This is a genomic window from Streptomonospora wellingtoniae, from assembly GCF_031845375.1.
Taxonomy (GTDB): domain Bacteria; phylum Actinomycetota; class Actinomycetes; order Streptosporangiales; family Streptosporangiaceae; genus Streptomonospora; species Streptomonospora wellingtoniae.
Map to the genome: position 1 here is coordinate 102,436 of NZ_JAVREK010000022.1, position 16,806 is coordinate 119,241.

Below are 16,806 nucleotides of genomic sequence, written 5' to 3' on the forward strand. Positions count from 1 at the left end.
GGCGGCCGCCCGCCGGCTACAGGCCGAGTTCCTCGATGCTCCCGGCGTTGCTCTGGGCGTCGGACGCCATCGTCAGGTTGCCGTCGAGATAGGCGGAGGTGGCGTCGACGCAGCCCTTGATGCAACTGCCGCTCTTGAGCACCATCTCCTCCAGCGAAGGACCGTACTCGCCGACGAACTCCTCGAGCGCGGTGCCGATGGGGCCGCTGGCGGCAGCCGTCCCGGCGTCGCCCACGTGGCCGCCGAACGTCTCGATCTTGGCGACCAGGCCGCCTTCGCCGTCCCCGCCGTTGACATGTCCGCCGACGGTCTGCATGACGCCGCTGACCTCGGGGGCCTGGATATCCCAGCCGCTCATCAGCCTGTTCCCTCCCGTCCTCTCAGCGCCGGTCTCGGATGCTTGGGCGTTCGCCGTACGCGTTCGGTTCCACCGTTCGGCCGCTCGCGCTCCGGCCGGTCTCGGCCGACTCCGGCCGCGCGGACGGCGCAGAGCCCTCGGCACCCTCGCGGCTTCCGGTCCGACCTGCGGAGAAGCGGTCGGCACGGAAGACGGAGGGGTGCTGCACCGGGTGTTGGCCGATTTCGGCCATCCGCAGGTCCGCGACCTGGCGTGCGAGCTTGGTGAGGCTGTCGTCGATCTGCTCCGCCCCCAGCTTGACCTGGGACGCCAGCCTCCTGGTCGAGGCCTTCAGGCGCGCCTGCGGGTCCTGGTCGGCATCGCGGCCGGCCTCGGCCTCGTCGTCGGGGCCGGTGTTCTCGTCGTGCTCCGCCGCCTCGGGCGCGTCGTCGGCGACGGGCTCCGCGGACGGTTCCCCGCCCGGATGGGCGAAGGCCTCGGTACCGTCCTCAGCGGGCGGTTCGGCTGGATCGACGTGTCCGAACTTCATGCTGTCGCTCCCCCCGAGAAGGTGCTTCACCGACCCACGGCAGCCGACTGCCGATCGCCATTATGACCCATATAATTATCCGGCGGTTCCTCCCTCTTTACCGTCTACTCCGGATCGCCGGAACCGGCGACCCGGCGGAGGCGTCCAACCGCGGAAGACAGCAGGTAACCGAGGAGCAGGTGAACAGATGTCACGTTGGGACTTCGGCGATCAGACCCTGACCACCCTGACCCGCAACACGTCGGGCACGGGCGACGAGCTCAGCAGCCTGATCACCCAGCTGATCGACGCCGCCGAGCCCCTGGCCAACCGGTTCAACGGCGCCGGCAAGGCCGCGTTCGACTCGTTCAAGAGCCGCGCCGACACGATCACGGCCGAGCTCAACGCCGGCCTGACCAACATCAACACGGGCCAGGGCGGCATGCAGCAGGCCTTCATGTCCGGCAACCAGACCATGGCCGACGACGCCAACCAGAACATGGGCGCGGCGAACTTCGACGCCGCCAAGTTCCGCACGGCCTGACCCGGCAGCGGCTGAGGAGGACCCCACATGTCCATGGGACGCAACAGTTACGACCTGGGCGCCTCGGGCGAGGCGCAGACCAACATCCACGCGGTGATGACCCGCCTGGAGAGCCTGATCGGCGAGCACCAGGGCGACGTGACCTCCGCGATGGCGGACTTCATCGCCGACGGCGTCGACGAGGAGTACAACGCCAAGGAGCAGAAGTGGCACGACGCCGCCCAGGAGGTCCGTGAGATCATCCGGCTGGTGCGCACGACACTGGAGAACAACGACGAGACCGCCCAGACCTCGCTGTCTCGCGCGAGCACGGCCGTTCAGAGCATCTGACCGGGTCCGGCCCCGCAGGCACCCGCCTGCCCATCGGCGACCGCCGCGGCGCGCCAGCGCAGCCTCATCCGGCCCCTGCCCCTTCGGCCTTCCGGGGCGCCCGGCGCGCCGACGCCGTGTGCACCCCGTCCGGAACCGCGTCGACCGGCCGCCGCCGAGCACCGTTCGGCGCGGCCACCGCACCGCCTCTGCCGCGCGCACCCGCCCCAGGGGCGCGCGGCTCGGTATGCACCCCCTGCCCGTAACCTTGCGGGTGCCCTCTTCGTACGCCGTGCGACCGCCACGCGGGCCCCTCCCGCGACCACGGACCGTATCCGCAGCCCGCTCCGCAAAGGAGGCTTGATGGCCCGCGACTACGACAGCCAGTTGCTGGAGTCCGTCGCCGTGCGCCGCAAGCGGCTCCGGGAGGCGGTCCTGTTCGGTCCGCAGCGCACGCGCCGCAGGCTCGACGAGAACATCGCCAAGATCATCGCGGGGCTGGTGGTCTCCGCCGTCGCGTGCGCGGGCAGCGTGGGGTGGTCGTTCCTGCAGAACCAGCTCAGCAGCCAGGAGGAGGCCGCCCAGGCGCAGGAGAGGGTCCAGTCCCCGCCTCCGCCCGCACCGTCGGCGCCCGTGCCGGCCGACTGGGTGGGCGCCGAGGTCACCATGGACATGCTCGCCGCCCAACTCGACAGCGCGGGGGTGCCGCCCGAGCTCTACGTGCTGCCTGACGAGGCGCGGCCCGCGGCGGGCACCGCGACCAGCTACTTCCTTCTCACCGAGAGCGAACGTGGCTACTCTGCGGGCATCGTCGAATACGAGCAGGGCCGCACCGGGGCGGACTTCCCCACCGAGGACGAGGCCGCCCGCTGGCTCTACGGCGAGCTCGTCCTCGTCGACGCCGATCCCCGGCCCCTCGGCACCTCCGAGGAGGACAAGGCCGCGAAGCGGACCGCGAAGCTCGCAGACGACGCCCGTGCGAAGATCCGCCAGGGCAGCGGCGACAGCGTCAATACCCTGCTGAAACCGGGCATGCTCGTGGACACCTTCGGCCAAGAGGGCGGCTCGCTGCTCTTCCCCGACGGCCAGCCCTTCCGCGAGCGCGGCCTGCCCGACATCGCCCGCCCCTCGGCAGCGTCCGACACCAGTCCCGCGCCCGACACCTCGCCCTCCGGCGCACCCGCGCAGACTCCGTCCGCGCCCTCGGAGAGCGCGGACGCCGGTGCGGGTGCCGAAGCGGATGCGGACTCCGCCTCCGGCGGGTACCACCGATACCGTGTGACGCACCCCTTCAAGGTCGACGCTTCGCTGTCCCCCAGCGAGGGCGCCAACCCGGGCGGAGGCGTCAGGTTCACCATCGAGGCCGGCGGTTTCGTCCAGCCTCCGGCGCTATTGAGTATCCGCTGGCTGCTGGGCAACGGCTACCTCGAACGAGTCGAGGCGAGCGAGGTGCCCGCCTGACCGCTGCCGCGACCGCGGCGCCGCACCCCCAAGCTCCCGCGCCGGACGCGGGGCACCGCAGCGAAGTAGTGATGGGAAAGGGCTCGATGACGTCTTGGAGCCGCGTGACACTCGTCGGTGAGAACCGCCGTGTCGACGCCGTACTCCCAGCTCAGGAGCCGATCGGCGCACTGATGCCCGAGGTGCTCAAGCTGCTGGGCGACCAGGGGCGCAACCCCGCCCTGCCCCTGCACCTGGCCACGGCCTCCGGCGTGCACCTCGACGGCGACTCCACGCTCTCCGAGCGCCGCGTCTTTGACGGCGACGTGCTGCGGCTCGTGCGCGTCGACGAGCCCGTACCCGCGCCGGTCGTCCACGAGGTCCCCGACGCCGTCGGAGACGTACTCGACGGAAACCTCGGCCGGTGGAACGCCGCGGCGCGGCGGTGGAGCGCGACGGGCGCCGTCGCCGTGCTCGTCCTCGCCGTGGGCTCCCTGCTGTGGACGGGCACCGGCGGCGCGACAGGCGCCCTGGCGCTCGGCGGAGGTGCGGCGGTGCTGATGGCGCTGGGCTGGACGCTGGCCGCGACCTGGCGCGAACCGGCGGGCACCGCGCTGGCGATCGCGGGCGGGGCGCTGGCAGGCGAGGCGGTGTGGCTGGCCGCGGAGAACTTCGGCTGGCCGGGGTGGGTGCAGTGGTGCGGCTTGGCGGGCATCACCGGAGCCGCGGTGATCGGCCTGGGCCTGACGACACCGCTGGGGCGCGGCGGCACCATCGGCGGCGCCGTCACGCTCACGCTGACCGCGGTGTGGGCCGTCGGGTCGGCCGCCGGGCTGCAGTTGTCCCAGGTGGGCGCAGCGGTCGCGATCGTGTGCGTGGTGGTCCTCAGCCTCATCCTGCGCTTTGCCATGGGGATGTCGGGGCTGACGGCCCTGGACGACCAGCGCGGCTCGGGTTCGGCCGTGGCGCGCACCGACGTCATGACCGCGCTGGCGAGTGCGCACCGCACGATGACCATCGCCACTGTCGCGGCGGCGGTCTCGGCCGGGGTGGCCGGGATCGGGCTCGCCGCCGACCTCGACGGATGGACGGCGGCACTGGCCGGCCTGCTCGCGATCGTCGTGGGCAGCCGGTCGCGCCTGTACCCGCTCATCCTGCAGAAGGCGCCGCTGATGGCGGCGGCGCTGACGATCGTGGTCGCCCTGGCCGACGCCTGGGTCGACCGGTCGGTGTGGGCGCTGTGGCCGGCGATCGGGGTCCTGACGGCGGTGATGCTCATCCCGGCCGTCGTGCTGGCCTTCGATCAAGCCGAGCACACGCGGGCGCGGCTGAGGCGGATCGCCAACCGGTTCGAGGCGGTCGCGGTCGTCCTGCTGATCCCGGTGGCGATCGGCTCCTTCGGCACCTTCCAGCGCCTCATCGACACGTTCTGACCCTTGCGACCCAGCGTCGGCACACTCTCCCGGAGGCCAGACGATGCACGACAGCGCGGAACCGTCCGCCGGCAGGGCAGCGCCCCGCGTCGCCAGGCACGGTGACTCGCTGCTGCGCCGCGTCGGCCGAGGCGCGGCACGTCCGTTCCGGCCGCCCGAGGACATCCTGGCGCCCGTCCGGCTGGGCCGGGACCTGCAGCGCTCGGTGATCACGGGCCGCCGCGTCGTGGTGAGCCGGCCGCACGGCTGGGCGGCCGAGAGCACGGTGACCGCGCTTCTCGCTCTGGCCTTCGCGCACTACCGCTACGACCGCGTCCTGGCCCTGGATCTGGGCCCGGGAAACAGCGGGCTGGGTCCGCGGCTGGGTGCGGCCGATCCGGCGAGGCCGGGGCTGGCGGGGGGCACGATCGAGTCGGACTCCTTCGACGAGGTCGCGCAGTGCATGGAGCAGGTGGGCGAAGGGCTGTGGCTGCTGCCCAAGCTGCAGGAGGAGATCGCGCAGGGCACGCTGGACGCCAACCGCTACCAGAACGCCGTGCTGCCGCTGACGCGGTTCTTCGGCCTGACCGTGATCGACCGCGCCGCCGACGTGTCGGACGGCCTCAACCGCGCCGCGCAGGCGAGCGCGCACGCGCACGTGCTGGTCGTGCCCTCCACCCGGGAGGGCGCGGCGAGCATCGGGCGCGCCTTCGACTGGATGGCCGCCAACGGTGCCGAGTCGCTGCCGCGCCGCATCGTCGTCGTGTTCACCGAGCAGACGCGCGGGGATGACCGCGCGTTCGACTTCGGGGGCTCGGCAGCGATCCTGCGCGAGAGCGGGGCGGAGGTGTTCCGGCTCGGCTTCGACCGCCACCTCGCGGAGGGCACCCGCATCGACCCTTCGCGCATCTCCGCTGCGACGCACGCGACGGCGACCCGGATCGCCGCGGAGTGCCTGCGGCGGTCGCTTTGAGGCCGGCGCCGCGGGCGGGAGCCCGGCCGGCCCGATCCGTGTGACGATGTCCGACGGGGGGCGTTGACGGCGCCGCCTCGAACCGACACCCGGGAGTGCCCGACCATGCCCGACCGATCGCCGAACCGAGAGAACCCGGAGGACGGCGAGAACGGGGAACCGCAGGAGCGGTCCCCGGCTCCGAGCGCGCCCGATGCGCCGGACGGCGGCGCCTCCCCGTACGCGGACTTCGACGCGCCTCCACCGCCGTACGCCCGCTACTACGAGCCGCAGGACCCCTACGGCGGCGGCCTGCGTCCGGGGGCGCGGCCGCCTACGCACACGGAGGACGTCTCCGGCCCGGTCCGCGGCCGGCACACGGCGCGCCAGGACGCGGGGGACGCCAGCCCGTACCGGCTGCCGGGCAGCGGTGGGCCGCGGCCCACCGGGGCGCCGGGTAGGAGCGGCGCGGGCTCGGCGGCGACCGGCGACGGCACGGCGGGAGCCGGGCCGGCGGGCACCGGCCCGGACGGCGGCACCTCGGGCGCACCCGCGGGCGGCGCGCAACCGGGCGGACCGCGGGCGGCCGAGGGCTCGGATGGCCCCGGCAGTGCCGGTGGGTCCGCGGCGGCCGCGCCGGAGGACCAGACCCACCCGCTGCAGCGCCGAACGGCCCCTGCGGACTCCGGTCCCGCACGCCCCGCGACGGGGCCGCAGCACCTGAGCGGTGCCCGGGGGGCGGGCCCCGTGAACCCGGGGTCGGGCTTCCAGGACCCCCACACCGCGCACGGCCCGGCCACCGGACGCCCGGCCACCGGACCGCAGAACCCGGGCGGTCCAGCACAGACCACCGCGGCCACGAATCCTGCGCGGCCGGCGACGGGCGCCCAGGACCCCAGAAGCAGAAGCGCCCGAGCCCCCGGCTCCGTACCTTCGGCGACAGGGCCGCATGGCCCCGGCAGCGCCCGCCCCGGAACCGGGCCGCACCCGGCGACCGGTGCGCAGGGTCCCGGAGCCGGGTATCCCGCGCCGCTGCAGAACCCGCCGGGCGGCGCCCCCGCCGCCGGAGGGCCCCGGCCCGAGGACCAGACGGTCCAGTTGCGGCGCTCCGGCGCGGAAGGCGCTGAAGGCCCGGGAGGCCCGGCGGGCGAGGACCCCGAAGGTCCCGCCGGGCAGACGCATCCGCCTTCCCTGCGTCCGTCCGCAGCACCTCGGCAGGAGGGCGGCTCACCGGCGAGCGGCCAGAGCCCCGGGGGCGCGCCCTACGGGACGGGCCGCGAGGGACCGAGCGGGCCGCAGCAGCCCCGGTCGGCGCACCCGGCGACCGGTGGGCGACCCTCCCCCGGCCAACGGCGGGGCAGCGACGCCGCGGGCATCGGCCAGGGCGCACCCAATGACGGGCAGAGCACGCGTGCGGCCGACGGGCCGGAGTCGGCGCACTCGGCGACCGGCCGCGGTCAAGGCGGCGACGCGCCTCACGGCGGCGCCGACCGTGCCGCGCCCGCACCTGCGCCGGAACGCGGTTCTCCTCCTCCGGCCACCGGCGGGACCGGATCGCCGTACCGGCCGGGCGCCCAGGCGCCGGGAGGCCGCGAGAACGCCCCGACCGGCCCTCCGTCCAACGCGGCGCAGGCCGGAGGCACCGGAACGGCGAAGCCGGAGGACCAGACCCACCCGCTGCACCGCCGCGGCACGTCCGCCACCGCCCCCGGCCCCGGCCCCGGCCCGGAAGCCTCCACCGGGGCTGCCCAGGCACCGGCCGAACCCCCGACGACCGGCTCCCGGCGCCCCGGCGATCCGCCGTCGGCCGACCGGGCCGCGCAGTCCGGTCACCAGCATCCGAGCGGGCCGCACGGAACGTACGCGGCGCAGCCCGGGACCGGGTCCCACTGGTCCGGCGGCTCCGCGGCGGCCGACCGCGACCCGGGCGCCGCGCCCTACCGCCCTCAACAGCAGCCCCAACCCCAGTCCCAGCCCCGGCAACCGAGCGGACCACAGCAGCCCTACCCCACCACCGGACCGCAGCGGCCGGACGGCTCCACGCGGACCCCCGCCAGACGCCCGGGCTCGGGCGCCGACAGGTCCGGCCGGGTCCAGCCGGCGGCCGGACCCGGTAGCGGCGGCACCGGCACCGGCCCCGGAACGGACGGGAAGCCGCCCTCCCCGAACACCCCGCAGGCTCCGCACCCCGCGGCGACCGGCAGCCAGGAGGCGGGCGCGCCGGGCGCATCGCAGGCCCGTCCCGGAGCAGAAGCGGAAGGCCCTACCGGTCCGGCCACAGGTCCCCACCGGACCGGCGGCTCCGCGGCGGCCGACCGCGACCCGGGCGCCGCGCCCTACCGCCCTCAACAGCAGCCCCAACCCCAGTCCCAGCCCCAGCCCCGGCAACCGAGCGGACCGCAGCAGCCCTACCCCACCACCGGACCGCAGCAGCCCGGCCGTTCCGGCGGACCGAAGGAGCCGCGGCCGGAGGAGCAGACGATCCGGCTCCGTCCCGTCGACGACTCGGTACCGGACGATCCGGCCGGTCCCGCGAGTGAGCCTCCGCGGATCGCGGGCCGGGCACAGCGGGAAACCGGTCGGCCCGAGGACGAGGGGACGGCTCAGGGCCCCGGCTCCGGGCGGGCGCCCGGCCCGGATCGCAGTGGCGGCGCGCAGCCGGCGGACCTCCCGAGCGGATCGCAGCCCCAGGCTCCGCACCCGTCGTGGGGGCAGCCTGGTCGGCCCCGCGCCGACCGCACGCCGAGCGGGCCGCAGCCGTCCCGTGCAGCCTGGCGGCCGGACCCGCCCGCCGTCGGGGAGCGCCCGGGGACCGGTCCGCAGCAGGCGGGCGCAATGACCTACGGCGCTCACGGACCGAGCGGGGCGGCGGACACGGCGGCCTATCCCGGTGCCGGGGCGCCGTCCGCCGGATCCGCGGGCCGGGAACCGGGCTCCGGGCCGCAGCAGGCGTTCCGGCACCAGGCTCCGTCCGCCGGCGCTCCGGGGCCGCAACAGCAGCAGTGGAAGCCGACGCCTTCGGGGGGATTCCCCTCCGGCGGCGCTGTACCGACGTCGGCCGGAGGGTCGGAGACGGCGTGGACTCCCCCGCCGCCGCATGCCCCGGCGGAGCACCCGTCGGGCCCGCAGGCGGGACATGCCGACAGCGCGCCGGTTTCGGCGATCCCCGGCTCCGCGGAGGCAAGGGCCTTCATCGAGGGGTCGGGGCCGGCATCGTCCGCGCCCGGGTCCGCTCCGCGTGCCACCGCTCGGGACGGCTCCTACGAGCGCCGCCTGCGCGATCTGCCCGGTGTTCCGGTATCGCTGCTGCCGAGGGCTCTCTACAAGGCCACCGGCGGAAGGATGCGCCTGGGCTCGCGCGACGGCGCCCGGTAGGCGGCCGCCCGGCGACCGGTCGGCTCGGACCGGCCGCCGTCCGGTACAACACAGCGACGGGCAGCGCCCAGCGGGCGGCGCGGCCACAACCGGCCCCGCGGCGGCGCCGGTAGGCGGCCTCCGCCGTCGGCGCGGCGGCTCCGGCCGACTGCCCGTCCCGATCGCGACCACTGTCCTGCGGCGTCGCCCGTGCCAGTCCGTGACGGGGTGCCCGCGCCCGCGCCGCGTCGTCGGCGGCCGCGCCACCGGCTGTGAGGAGCGCCACCGCATCAGCGCCCGCTACCCCTTAGAAAGCGCTTACCGGAGCCGCGGCGTCGTGCACAATGTGCACTTCCACGACCGCTTCGCCCCTCAGGAGGGACCGATGAGCACCGATCCAAGCGCGGAGGGGGGCCACGGCCTCCCGACAGTGGCGAGCGCGGCCCGCCTCTACGACTACTACCTCGGAGGGAAGAACAACTTCGCCGTGGACCGCGAGCTCGGCGAGCGGATCGAGCAGCAGATCCCCGAGATACGGCAGATGGCGCGCGCGAACCGGCGGTTCCTCGCCCGCGCGGTGGACTACATGGCACGGCAGGGGGTCGACCAATTCCTGGACATCGGGTCCGGCCTCCCGGCGGAGGACCCGGTGCACGAGGTCGTGCGCCGGCGCGTCCCCGAGGCCCGGGTGGTCTACGTCGACCACGACCCGGTCGTACGGGTGCACGCGGAGGCGCTGCTGGCCGACCGCGCCGAGATCACGGGCGTCGTCGAGGCCGACATGCGCGATCCGGAGGTCATCTTCGGGCGTCCCGACCTGACCGGCCGCCTGGACCTGAACCGCCCCGTCGGCCTGCTGCTGGTCGCGATGCTGCACTTCCTGCAGGACCACGAGGACCCGTACGGGCTGCTGCGCCGCTACGTGGAGCGGCTGCCGACAGACTCCTATGTCGCCATCAGCCACGTCGAGAACGAGACCGCTCCCGACCGAGCGGCCGCCCTGGAGCGGTTCTACGCCAGCACCAGCTCGCCCGGGCAAACCCGTTCCAGGGCCGGGATCGCGCGCTTCTTCGACGGACTGGAACTCGTCGACCCGCCCGGGCTGACCCACGTCGACGACTGGACCACCGAGCCCTCCCCCGTCGTCGACGCGGCCGGCTACATCCCTCCGGAGCGGGCCTGGGGGCTGGCCGGGGTCGCACGCATCCCCTGACACCGCTGCACCGCCACCCGCGGCATGAAAAGAGCCGACGAGGGGACTTGAACCCCTAACCCCTCGTTAGCCTGCGGGGGTGCTGCTGGGCTGCGGCCACTCCCCCCGAACCGCCGCTGAGCTGGGCGTCGGCCTGCGCGCCGGTTCGCACCGTTTCCCGGGCCTTCTCGATGCCGTGTGCATCTAATGTGCATCCGCTCGGAACTTCAGCCATCGCGGCCACCAGCGCCAATGGTCGGCTACGCGCGCACGCGCAACCACTCTCTCGGCGACCACAGTAGCGAGCAACCAGGGCCCCGGTCCGAGGTGCTCGGTCGCGCCGGTGCCGGCAACCCGAGATAGTCAGAGTCGCGCGACCGAGTGCCTCGGGCCCCAGAACGCCAGTGACCATAGGGCGGTTTCCGATGCGAACCTGTCGGCGCTCTGGCTAGCCATGTTCCGGCGACGGCGCGACCCCGATGGGGCGAATGTGGTTCAAGCGGCGCGCGGTGCTGCGATCCCCCGGCGGCCGTCCGCACGCTCGGGACCGGGCGCCAGCCCGCAGCCCGAGCGTGCGGACGGCAAGCCGGTAGCGACGGCGCGGAGCGCCGTCGCCTTGATCCCATACAGCCTAATTCGGCAACGCAATCAGAACCTCGAACGCGAAATCATGGAAGCGCAATTATAAACGAAACGATAAAGATTGCCAACATTGCGGAAACCATTAGCGCCATAAAAACACGCGATCGCCATCTCAAATTTAGTCGACGCACAACCCACTCTGGATGAAAATCGAGAGTGAAGTGACGACCAAGAGGCATAAGGATTGCCATCGACAAAGCAGCGCAGAACATTCCGGGAATAGCAAAGTTTGCCTGAATAGGCAACTTTATAAGACTTCCATGCACCCCCAACACAATAAGCTCCAGCACAATCAAAATCATGAAGATTAAGTAGAAAATCACTATCATGAGGCTGTCATAACGAGCCTGCGAGCGAACTTCCTCCATCTCCCGATCTTCGGCACAACGGAGTCTTTCTAGTTCCCGATCAAGTGATCTAAGTTGCACCCGAAGTTGCTTGTTAAGTTTTCTCTTAGAGTGTGTCGATAGCATCCTCGGCCGCGTTCGCTCTAATAGCAGAGCGATTGCAGCCCGCTTCCTCTCTACTAGAGAAATGCTATCGGGCGTTCCAATGTACTCCCGATTAAAAGGTTTTTCATGGAAGATTAAAACCCTATACTCAACAATAATGGCAATGATTGCCACGGGAATATTCTGAGCCAGAATTCCCGCGATTTCAGTGTCCATGGGGCGATGGCGGCATTCCAATTGTCTAAAACGTTGCCCGTAACAGGCTAGTCGTGCGTGCTGAACATTTCTACAGGAGCCCCTGACCTGTTGCGGCATTGCACAACGCACCAGGTCATACGCTCGGCCGGTCCGCCCTGGCTGCCCCAACTCTTGGCGATGGCGTTGACGAGGCTCAAGCCGCGGCCGTGCTCGGTGTTCGGGTTGGACTCGGCGAGGTAGGGCGTGCGGGCAGCGGTGCCGGCGTCGTGGACGGTGATCAAGGCTCCCTCGTCGGCGGTGTGTTCCAGCATCACAAGGAAGCCGGTCGTCCAGGTGCCCGACTCGGTGTGCTGGATGGCGTTGGTGGCGAGTTCGCTGGCGATGAGGACGGCGTCATCAGCGGCGGGGCAGTCCTGGAGGCGGTTGGTGATGAACCGGCGCACGTCCCGCACGGCGGAGGGGCTTCCAGGGAACCAGCGGCAGGCGGCGACTCGGGGGCGGTCGGCGTCGTTTGGGTGGAGGGTCATACGCCTCACCTCGGTGAGTTCGGCAGATCACAAGACAATGAGCTGCATGACTAGTACTATAAGTACGGCTACCGTACATTAGGTGCCTGGTACTTGCACTACGTTTGGAAGACAATTAGTGCGACTAGTGATGTCGACGTGAGGTGAGGAGACGCCATGTTCGGACTGGCGGTGCGGTTCACGCTGAAGGACGAGGAGAGCGCGTCAGGCTTCGATGCCCTGGTGGCGGAGACGCTGCCGCAGATCCGCGAGAGTGAACCGGGCACGCTCGTCTACGCGGTGCACACCGTGGAGGGCAAGCCGCTTGAGCGGTACTTCTACGAGCTCTACCGCGACCGGGCGGCCTTCGACGCTCACGAACAGCAGCCGCACGTGAAGCGCTTCCTCGATGCGCGCGGCCAGTACTTGGCCTCGGTGGACGTGGACTTTCTCCAGGCGCAGGACGCTAAGGGAGTCTCCGGGTGAGCAACGAGTATCAGAAGGCGCTCGGGCGCAAGATCGCCCAGCACCGCAAGCGGCGCGGGCTCTCGCAGCGGGAGTTCGCCGGGCTCGTCGATCGGTCGGAGGCGTGGGTCTCCCAGGTAGAGCGGGGGGTTCGCCGGATCGATCGCATGTCGGTGCTGGAAGCCGTCGCCGAGGTATTGGAGGTGCCGCTCTCGGAGCTGGCCGCCGAGTCGCCCATCGTCGCCTCGACCGCCGAGGAGGCCCCAGGTAGTAGTCGTCTGCGGCTGGTGCTCAGCCGTGCGCATGCGTTGAGCGCCATCCTGCGCAACGGCGGAGACGGCACCGCTCCGGATGTGGACGGGCTGCGGAGGCGGGTGGACGAGGCGTGGAGCCTGACGCATGCGAGCCGCTATGTGGAGCTGACTGAACTTCTGGAGCTGCTGGTTCCGGACCTGGAGGCGGCTGCTCGTTCGGTGCCCAACGGGCAGCGAGTACCGCTCTTCCGGCTGCTCAACACCACGTATCAGGCGTGCTCGTCGGCGCTGAGCAAGCTCGGCGAGTTCGAAGCGGCCTGGATCGCGGCTGATCGGGCGATCACTGCGGCCGAACGCGCCGATGAGCCGCTGCTGATGGCCGCCGGTGAGTTCCGGCTGTGCCTGACCTTCCAGGGGGCGGGCTACTTCGACCAAGTAGAGGCGACCGCCGGCACCTCGTGTGAGGCGCTGTCTTCCCTGGCCGATCGGGGCGAGGTGGAAGCGATGTCGCTGTTCGGTGCGCTGACCCTGCAACGTGCCGTCGCTGCGGCTCGGCGCAACGAGGCCACCACCGCCTATCGCAACATCGCACAGGCCCGGTCGGTCGCTGAGCGGCTGGGGGGCGATCGCAACGACTACAACACCGAGTTCGGGCCGACCAACGTGTCCTTGCACGAGGTGGCGGTTGCGGTGGAGCTCGGGGACGCCGGGGTGGCGCTGCGGGCGGCTGACGGTGTCGACACCTCGGGCCTGTCGACGGAGCGCCAAGGGCGGTTCCTCATCGACGTGGCGCGCGCCCACCTCCAGCGGCGCAACGCCGATGCGGCCGTCTCCGCGCTTGAGCAGGCCGAGCAGATCACGCCTGAGCAGGTGCGCAGTCATCCGCTGGTGCGCCAAGCCGTCGGGGATCTGCTGACCGTCCAGGATCCGGCGGGACCGGCGCTGCAAGGGCTGGCCAGGCGCACGGGCGCACTCTGAGTGCGAACTAGTACTCGAACTACTAGACACAACTAAAAGTACGGGTTAGCGTGTGGGTTGTCGCCGCTCGCCTTCCAGCTTTGGAAGGGGCGACAGCCCACACGTTTTCGTATGTCCGGCCTGGTCATCGGGCCGTAGAGAGGTAGAAGCATGGCGATTCAAGGTGCGCTGCCGATCGAGTTCGGGACGGTGTTCCCGCACGGCGCCTACGCACTGTCGGTGGAGGCGATGACCGACTTCGAGACCAAGCGTCCGCAGATGGACAAGGTGTCGGGTCTGCCGCTGTGGGCGGTGGACGTGATCGACGCCGACCCCGAAGCGCGCGGCAAGGCCAAGAGCGTCAAAGTCAAGGTCGCCGCCGAGCACTGCCCGACCCTGCCCGACGAGGTTCCCGGCCTGCCCTTCCGGCCCGTGGAGTTCGAGCAGATGTCGGTCATGCCCTACGTGGACGACTCCGGGCGCCGCCCCCGCGTCGCGTACTCGCTGCGGGCACGCGGGGTGAAGACGCCGGGCGGCAACGGGGCCGCTTCGCGCAAGGCTCCGGCCGCTGCCGGTGCGGGTGCCTCCGGCTCCAAGGACGCGGGCTGAACCGTCCCCTGAACACGAAGCGGGGCGGCCTGGTGCGCCAACACCTTCGGCCGCCCCTTCAACCCCTCGTGAACTCGCCAAAGACCACAGAAGAGGTGTCTGTTCAGTATGTCCGATCCGTCAAAGCGGGTCAGCCCGCGCGAGATCGCCGAGTTCATGGACGCCCTGCGCGCCCACCGCAACGCCGCATTCAACGGCTCCGCCACCCGCTCCGATGCGGCGCTGCTGGCCTGGAAGTCCAGCATCCTCGGGCGCATCGCCGACCAGACCGACGACGTCGAAACCCGCGCCGTCGCCGACGAGGCACGCGCCGAACTGGCCGCACTGCGCACCAAGGAGAGCGGGGGTGGTCGGTGATGCTGGGACGCAAAAGCGCCGGAGCGACCCAGGTGCAGCCGACCGCGCCGGTACCCGCCCAGACCATCCGCTTCTCGACTCCGGTGGTCGAGACGCCGGGCATCGTCGTCGTGGCGGGCTTCCTCTGGCGCCTTGCACGGCTCGTCGTCCTGCTGCCGTTCCGCTTTCCTGCGGCCGTCGCGACCGTGACGGCCTCTGCGGGCCTGGTCTGTCTGGTCGGCTGGCTGGGGCTGGCCGTGGCCTGGACGCTCGCCGATGTCGCTCTGCTGATCTGGTGGCGCCGCTGGCCAAAGTCGTTCAAGGCACTGGTGGCGCGTCGGGTGCTGGCCGCGTGGCGGTGGCTGTGGGTCTACCGCCGCCACTGGCAACCCGTCCTGGTGGTCTCCGGGCTGGCCGAGTCCTACCTTGAACGCCAATACCTCCCGCAGATTCGCGGCGTGACCTGCTCCGCGTGGGCCGACCGGGTGCGGGTGAAGCTGGTGGCCGGCACCGCCCCGGCCGACTTCGAGAACCGCGTCGCGGAGCTGGCGCACGGCTTCGGCGCCCCCTCCTGCCGGGTCGAGGTGCGCGGACCACGGGATGTGGTGCTGGAGTTCCCGCGCCGTGACACCCTCGCCGATCCGATCGAGGCTCTACCGGTGCCCGACGAGCCGGACCTGTCGGCGCTACCAGTCGGGCGCTGCGAGGACGGCGAACCGTGGCGGCTGCGGCTGCACGGAACCCACGTCCTGACCGTGGGCGTCACGGGCGCCGGTAAGGGCTCGGTGCTGTGGTCGGCCATCCGCGCCATGACTCCGGCCGTCCACGCGGGCACGGTGCAGGTGTGGGCGATCGATCCCAAGCGGATGGAACTGTCCTTCGGGCGCACCCTGTTCGCCCGGTATGCCGATGCGGCGGAAGACGCCGTGGAACTCCTCGAATCGGCGGTGGCGGCGATGCAAGAACGCGCCGAGCGCTACGCGGGCCGACAGCGCGTCCACGTGCCCAGCACGCGGGACCCGTTCGTGGTGGTGGTGCTGGACGAGGTGGCGTTCCTGACCGCCTACCACCCAGACCGCGACATCCGCCGCCGAGCGGAGAACGCGATAGCGACGCTCACCAGTCAGGGCCGGTCAGTCGGGTTCTGCGTCCTGGCCGCGCTCCAAGACCCGCGCAAGGAGGTGCTGAACCTGCGCAACCTCTTTCCCGACAAGGTGGCCCTCCGACTGGACGAGGCGTCGCAGGTGGACATGGTGCTCGGAGAAGGCGCGCGCGACCGGGGCGCCAACGCGCACCTGATCGACCCCGACCTTCCCGGTGTGGCCTTCGTGAAGCTGGAAGGCTCCCCGGTCCCGGTGCGGGTGCGGGCCGCGTTCGTCGCCGATGCCGACATCGAACACATGGCCGCCGAACCGGCCGCTGCGGGGGTGGGTGGCTGATGCCGACCCCGACCGGTAAGAGCACGCGGGCTGAACGGCAGGCGCAACCGCTGGCGCGTGAGGTGGCCGAACAGATCGCGGCCGACAAGGGCGTGTGCATCCGGCCGGTCTCGCTCCGGCGGACCGACATCGCCACCGGGGCGACCGAGATCGTGGACGTGCCCTGCGGGTCCACGCTGGAATCGCGCTGCCCGGCCTGCGCCAAGCGCAAACGGTCCATCCGCCGGAGTCAGTGCGAAGAGGGCTGGCACCTCGCCGAGGATCCAACCGTCACGCCCGACGAACCGTCCGAAGTTCAGCGGGCGTGGATCGAGCGGCGCGCCGTGGTGACCGCCGAGCGGGACCGGCTCGTGCACGCGGGCGAAGCTGCCTTCGACGAGGTGGCCGCGCTCGATCAGGCCATCGCCGACCTGGATGCCGAGATCACCGCGTCCGGGCTGCGCGGCTCGGTCTCGCGCGGCTCCTCCGCGTCGGGCAGTGCTCGTCGGGTGCGCTCCACCAAGCGGCGCCAGGACGCGCCGGACCTGCCCAAGCGGCAGATGGCCAAGACCACCGTGGGGCGTTCCTACGAGGATCCGGCCACGGGCCGCGTCTTCCGGCCCTCGCTCTTCCTCACACTGACCTGCGACACCTACGGGCGGGTGAAAGCGGACGGCACACCGGTGGATCCCTCGACGTATGACTACCGGCGGGCCGCGCGGGACGCGCTGCACTTCTCCAAGCTGATTGATCGCTTCGTGCAGAACCTCCGTTGAGCTTCCCCCTGTAGCGCGGACACTTGAGGTGAGGGCAGGCGTGATCATCAGGAAGGATGTCGTCCATGCCCTCTCCACACTCGCCCGAGTTCCGCCGCCGCGCTGTCGAGCTGGCGCGCCAGGG

At 71.7% G+C, this 16,806-nt stretch carries 16 protein-coding genes; 12 read left to right on the forward strand and 4 right to left on the reverse strand.

Going from position 1 to position 16,806, the window contains the following annotated elements:
- Window positions 1-16: 16 nt before the first annotated feature.
- Both RM446_RS19080 and RM446_RS19085 read right to left on the reverse strand, forming a co-directional pair.
- Window positions 17-358, reverse strand: a complete 342-nt coding sequence (locus RM446_RS19080; protein ID WP_311546719.1) for a DUF6507 family protein — start codon at window positions 356-358, stop codon at window positions 17-19.
- Window positions 359-380: 22 nt separating this feature from the next.
- Window positions 381-887, reverse strand: a complete 507-nt coding sequence (locus tag RM446_RS19085; protein WP_311546720.1) for a hypothetical protein — start codon at window positions 885-887, stop codon at window positions 381-383.
- Between the two features lie 187 nt (window positions 888-1,074).
- Here RM446_RS19085 and RM446_RS19090 point away from each other — a divergent pair, with 187 nt between their 5' ends.
- The 6 genes from RM446_RS19090 to RM446_RS19115 all read left to right on the forward strand — a co-directional run bounded on the left by RM446_RS19090 (window position 1,075) and on the right by RM446_RS19115 (window position 10,090).
- Window positions 1,075-1,410, forward strand: a complete 336-nt coding sequence (locus tag RM446_RS19090; protein ID WP_311546721.1) for a hypothetical protein — start codon at window positions 1,075-1,077, stop codon at window positions 1,408-1,410.
- A 33-nt stretch (window positions 1,411-1,443) separates the two neighbouring features.
- The gene (locus RM446_RS19095) at window positions 1,444-1,740 is read left to right on the forward strand and encodes a pore-forming ESAT-6 family protein (RefSeq protein WP_398695492.1); all 297 of its coding nucleotides are present in this window, start codon (window positions 1,444-1,446) and stop codon (window positions 1,738-1,740) included.
- 342 nt (window positions 1,741-2,082) lie between these two features.
- A complete protein-coding gene (locus RM446_RS19100; RefSeq protein ID WP_311546723.1) occupies window positions 2,083-3,180 on the forward strand; it encodes a TNT domain-containing protein in 1,098 nt (365 codons plus the stop codon).
- A 104-nt stretch (window positions 3,181-3,284) separates the two neighbouring features.
- Complete coding sequence (eccD, locus tag RM446_RS19105; RefSeq protein ID WP_311546724.1) at window positions 3,285-4,592, forward strand: type VII secretion integral membrane protein EccD; 1,308 nt, start codon at window positions 3,285-3,287, stop codon at window positions 4,590-4,592.
- 43 nt (window positions 4,593-4,635) lie between these two features.
- Complete coding sequence (locus RM446_RS19110; protein ID WP_311546725.1) at window positions 4,636-5,544, forward strand: MinD/ParA family ATP-binding protein; 909 nt, start codon at window positions 4,636-4,638, stop codon at window positions 5,542-5,544.
- Between the two features lie 3,718 nt (window positions 5,545-9,262).
- A complete protein-coding gene (locus RM446_RS19115) occupies window positions 9,263-10,090 on the forward strand; it encodes an SAM-dependent methyltransferase (RefSeq protein WP_311546727.1) in 828 nt (275 codons plus the stop codon).
- Window positions 10,091-10,737: 647 nt separating this feature from the next.
- Here RM446_RS19115 and RM446_RS19120 read toward each other — a convergent pair.
- Both RM446_RS19120 and RM446_RS19125 read right to left on the reverse strand, forming a co-directional pair.
- The gene (locus RM446_RS19120) at window positions 10,738-11,337 is read right to left on the reverse strand and encodes a hypothetical protein (RefSeq protein ID WP_311546728.1); all 600 of its coding nucleotides are present in this window, start codon (window positions 11,335-11,337) and stop codon (window positions 10,738-10,740) included.
- Between the two features lie 89 nt (window positions 11,338-11,426).
- Window positions 11,427-11,888: an ATP-binding protein gene (locus RM446_RS19125; RefSeq protein WP_311546729.1), complete on the reverse strand. Its 462-nt coding sequence runs from the start codon at window positions 11,886-11,888 to the stop codon at window positions 11,427-11,429.
- Window positions 11,889-12,044: 156 nt separating this feature from the next.
- On the opposite strand from RM446_RS19125, the gene RM446_RS19130 reads away from it, so the two are divergent.
- The 6 genes from RM446_RS19130 (at window position 12,045) to RM446_RS19155 (ending at window position 16,682) form a co-directional block, all read left to right on the forward strand.
- Window positions 12,045-12,353, forward strand: coding sequence for a putative quinol monooxygenase (locus tag RM446_RS19130; protein WP_311546730.1), 309 nt, complete (start codon window positions 12,045-12,047; stop codon window positions 12,351-12,353).
- Window positions 12,350-13,564 (forward strand): helix-turn-helix domain-containing protein, encoded by a 1,215-nt coding sequence (locus RM446_RS19135; RefSeq protein ID WP_311546731.1) that lies wholly within the window; start codon window positions 12,350-12,352, stop codon window positions 13,562-13,564. The genes RM446_RS19130 and RM446_RS19135 overlap by 4 nt, the downstream gene beginning before the upstream one ends.
- Window positions 13,565-13,714: 150 nt before the next feature.
- A complete protein-coding gene (locus RM446_RS19140; protein WP_311546732.1) occupies window positions 13,715-14,152 on the forward strand; it encodes a plasmid replication, integration and excision activator in 438 nt (145 codons plus the stop codon).
- A 108-nt stretch (window positions 14,153-14,260) separates the two neighbouring features.
- Window positions 14,261-14,509, forward strand: coding sequence for a hypothetical protein (locus RM446_RS19145; RefSeq protein WP_311546733.1), 249 nt, complete (start codon window positions 14,261-14,263; stop codon window positions 14,507-14,509).
- Window positions 14,509-15,927: an FtsK/SpoIIIE domain-containing protein gene (locus tag RM446_RS19150; protein ID WP_311546734.1), complete on the forward strand. Its 1,419-nt coding sequence runs from the start codon at window positions 14,509-14,511 to the stop codon at window positions 15,925-15,927. The genes RM446_RS19145 and RM446_RS19150 overlap by 1 nt, the downstream gene beginning before the upstream one ends.
- Window positions 15,927-16,682 carry a replication initiator gene (locus RM446_RS19155; protein WP_311546735.1) on the forward strand — a complete coding sequence of 252 codons (756 nt, stop codon included), beginning with the start codon at window positions 15,927-15,929 and terminating at the stop codon, window positions 16,680-16,682. The genes RM446_RS19150 and RM446_RS19155 overlap by 1 nt, the downstream gene beginning before the upstream one ends.
- Window positions 16,683-16,806 lie beyond the last annotated feature (124 nt).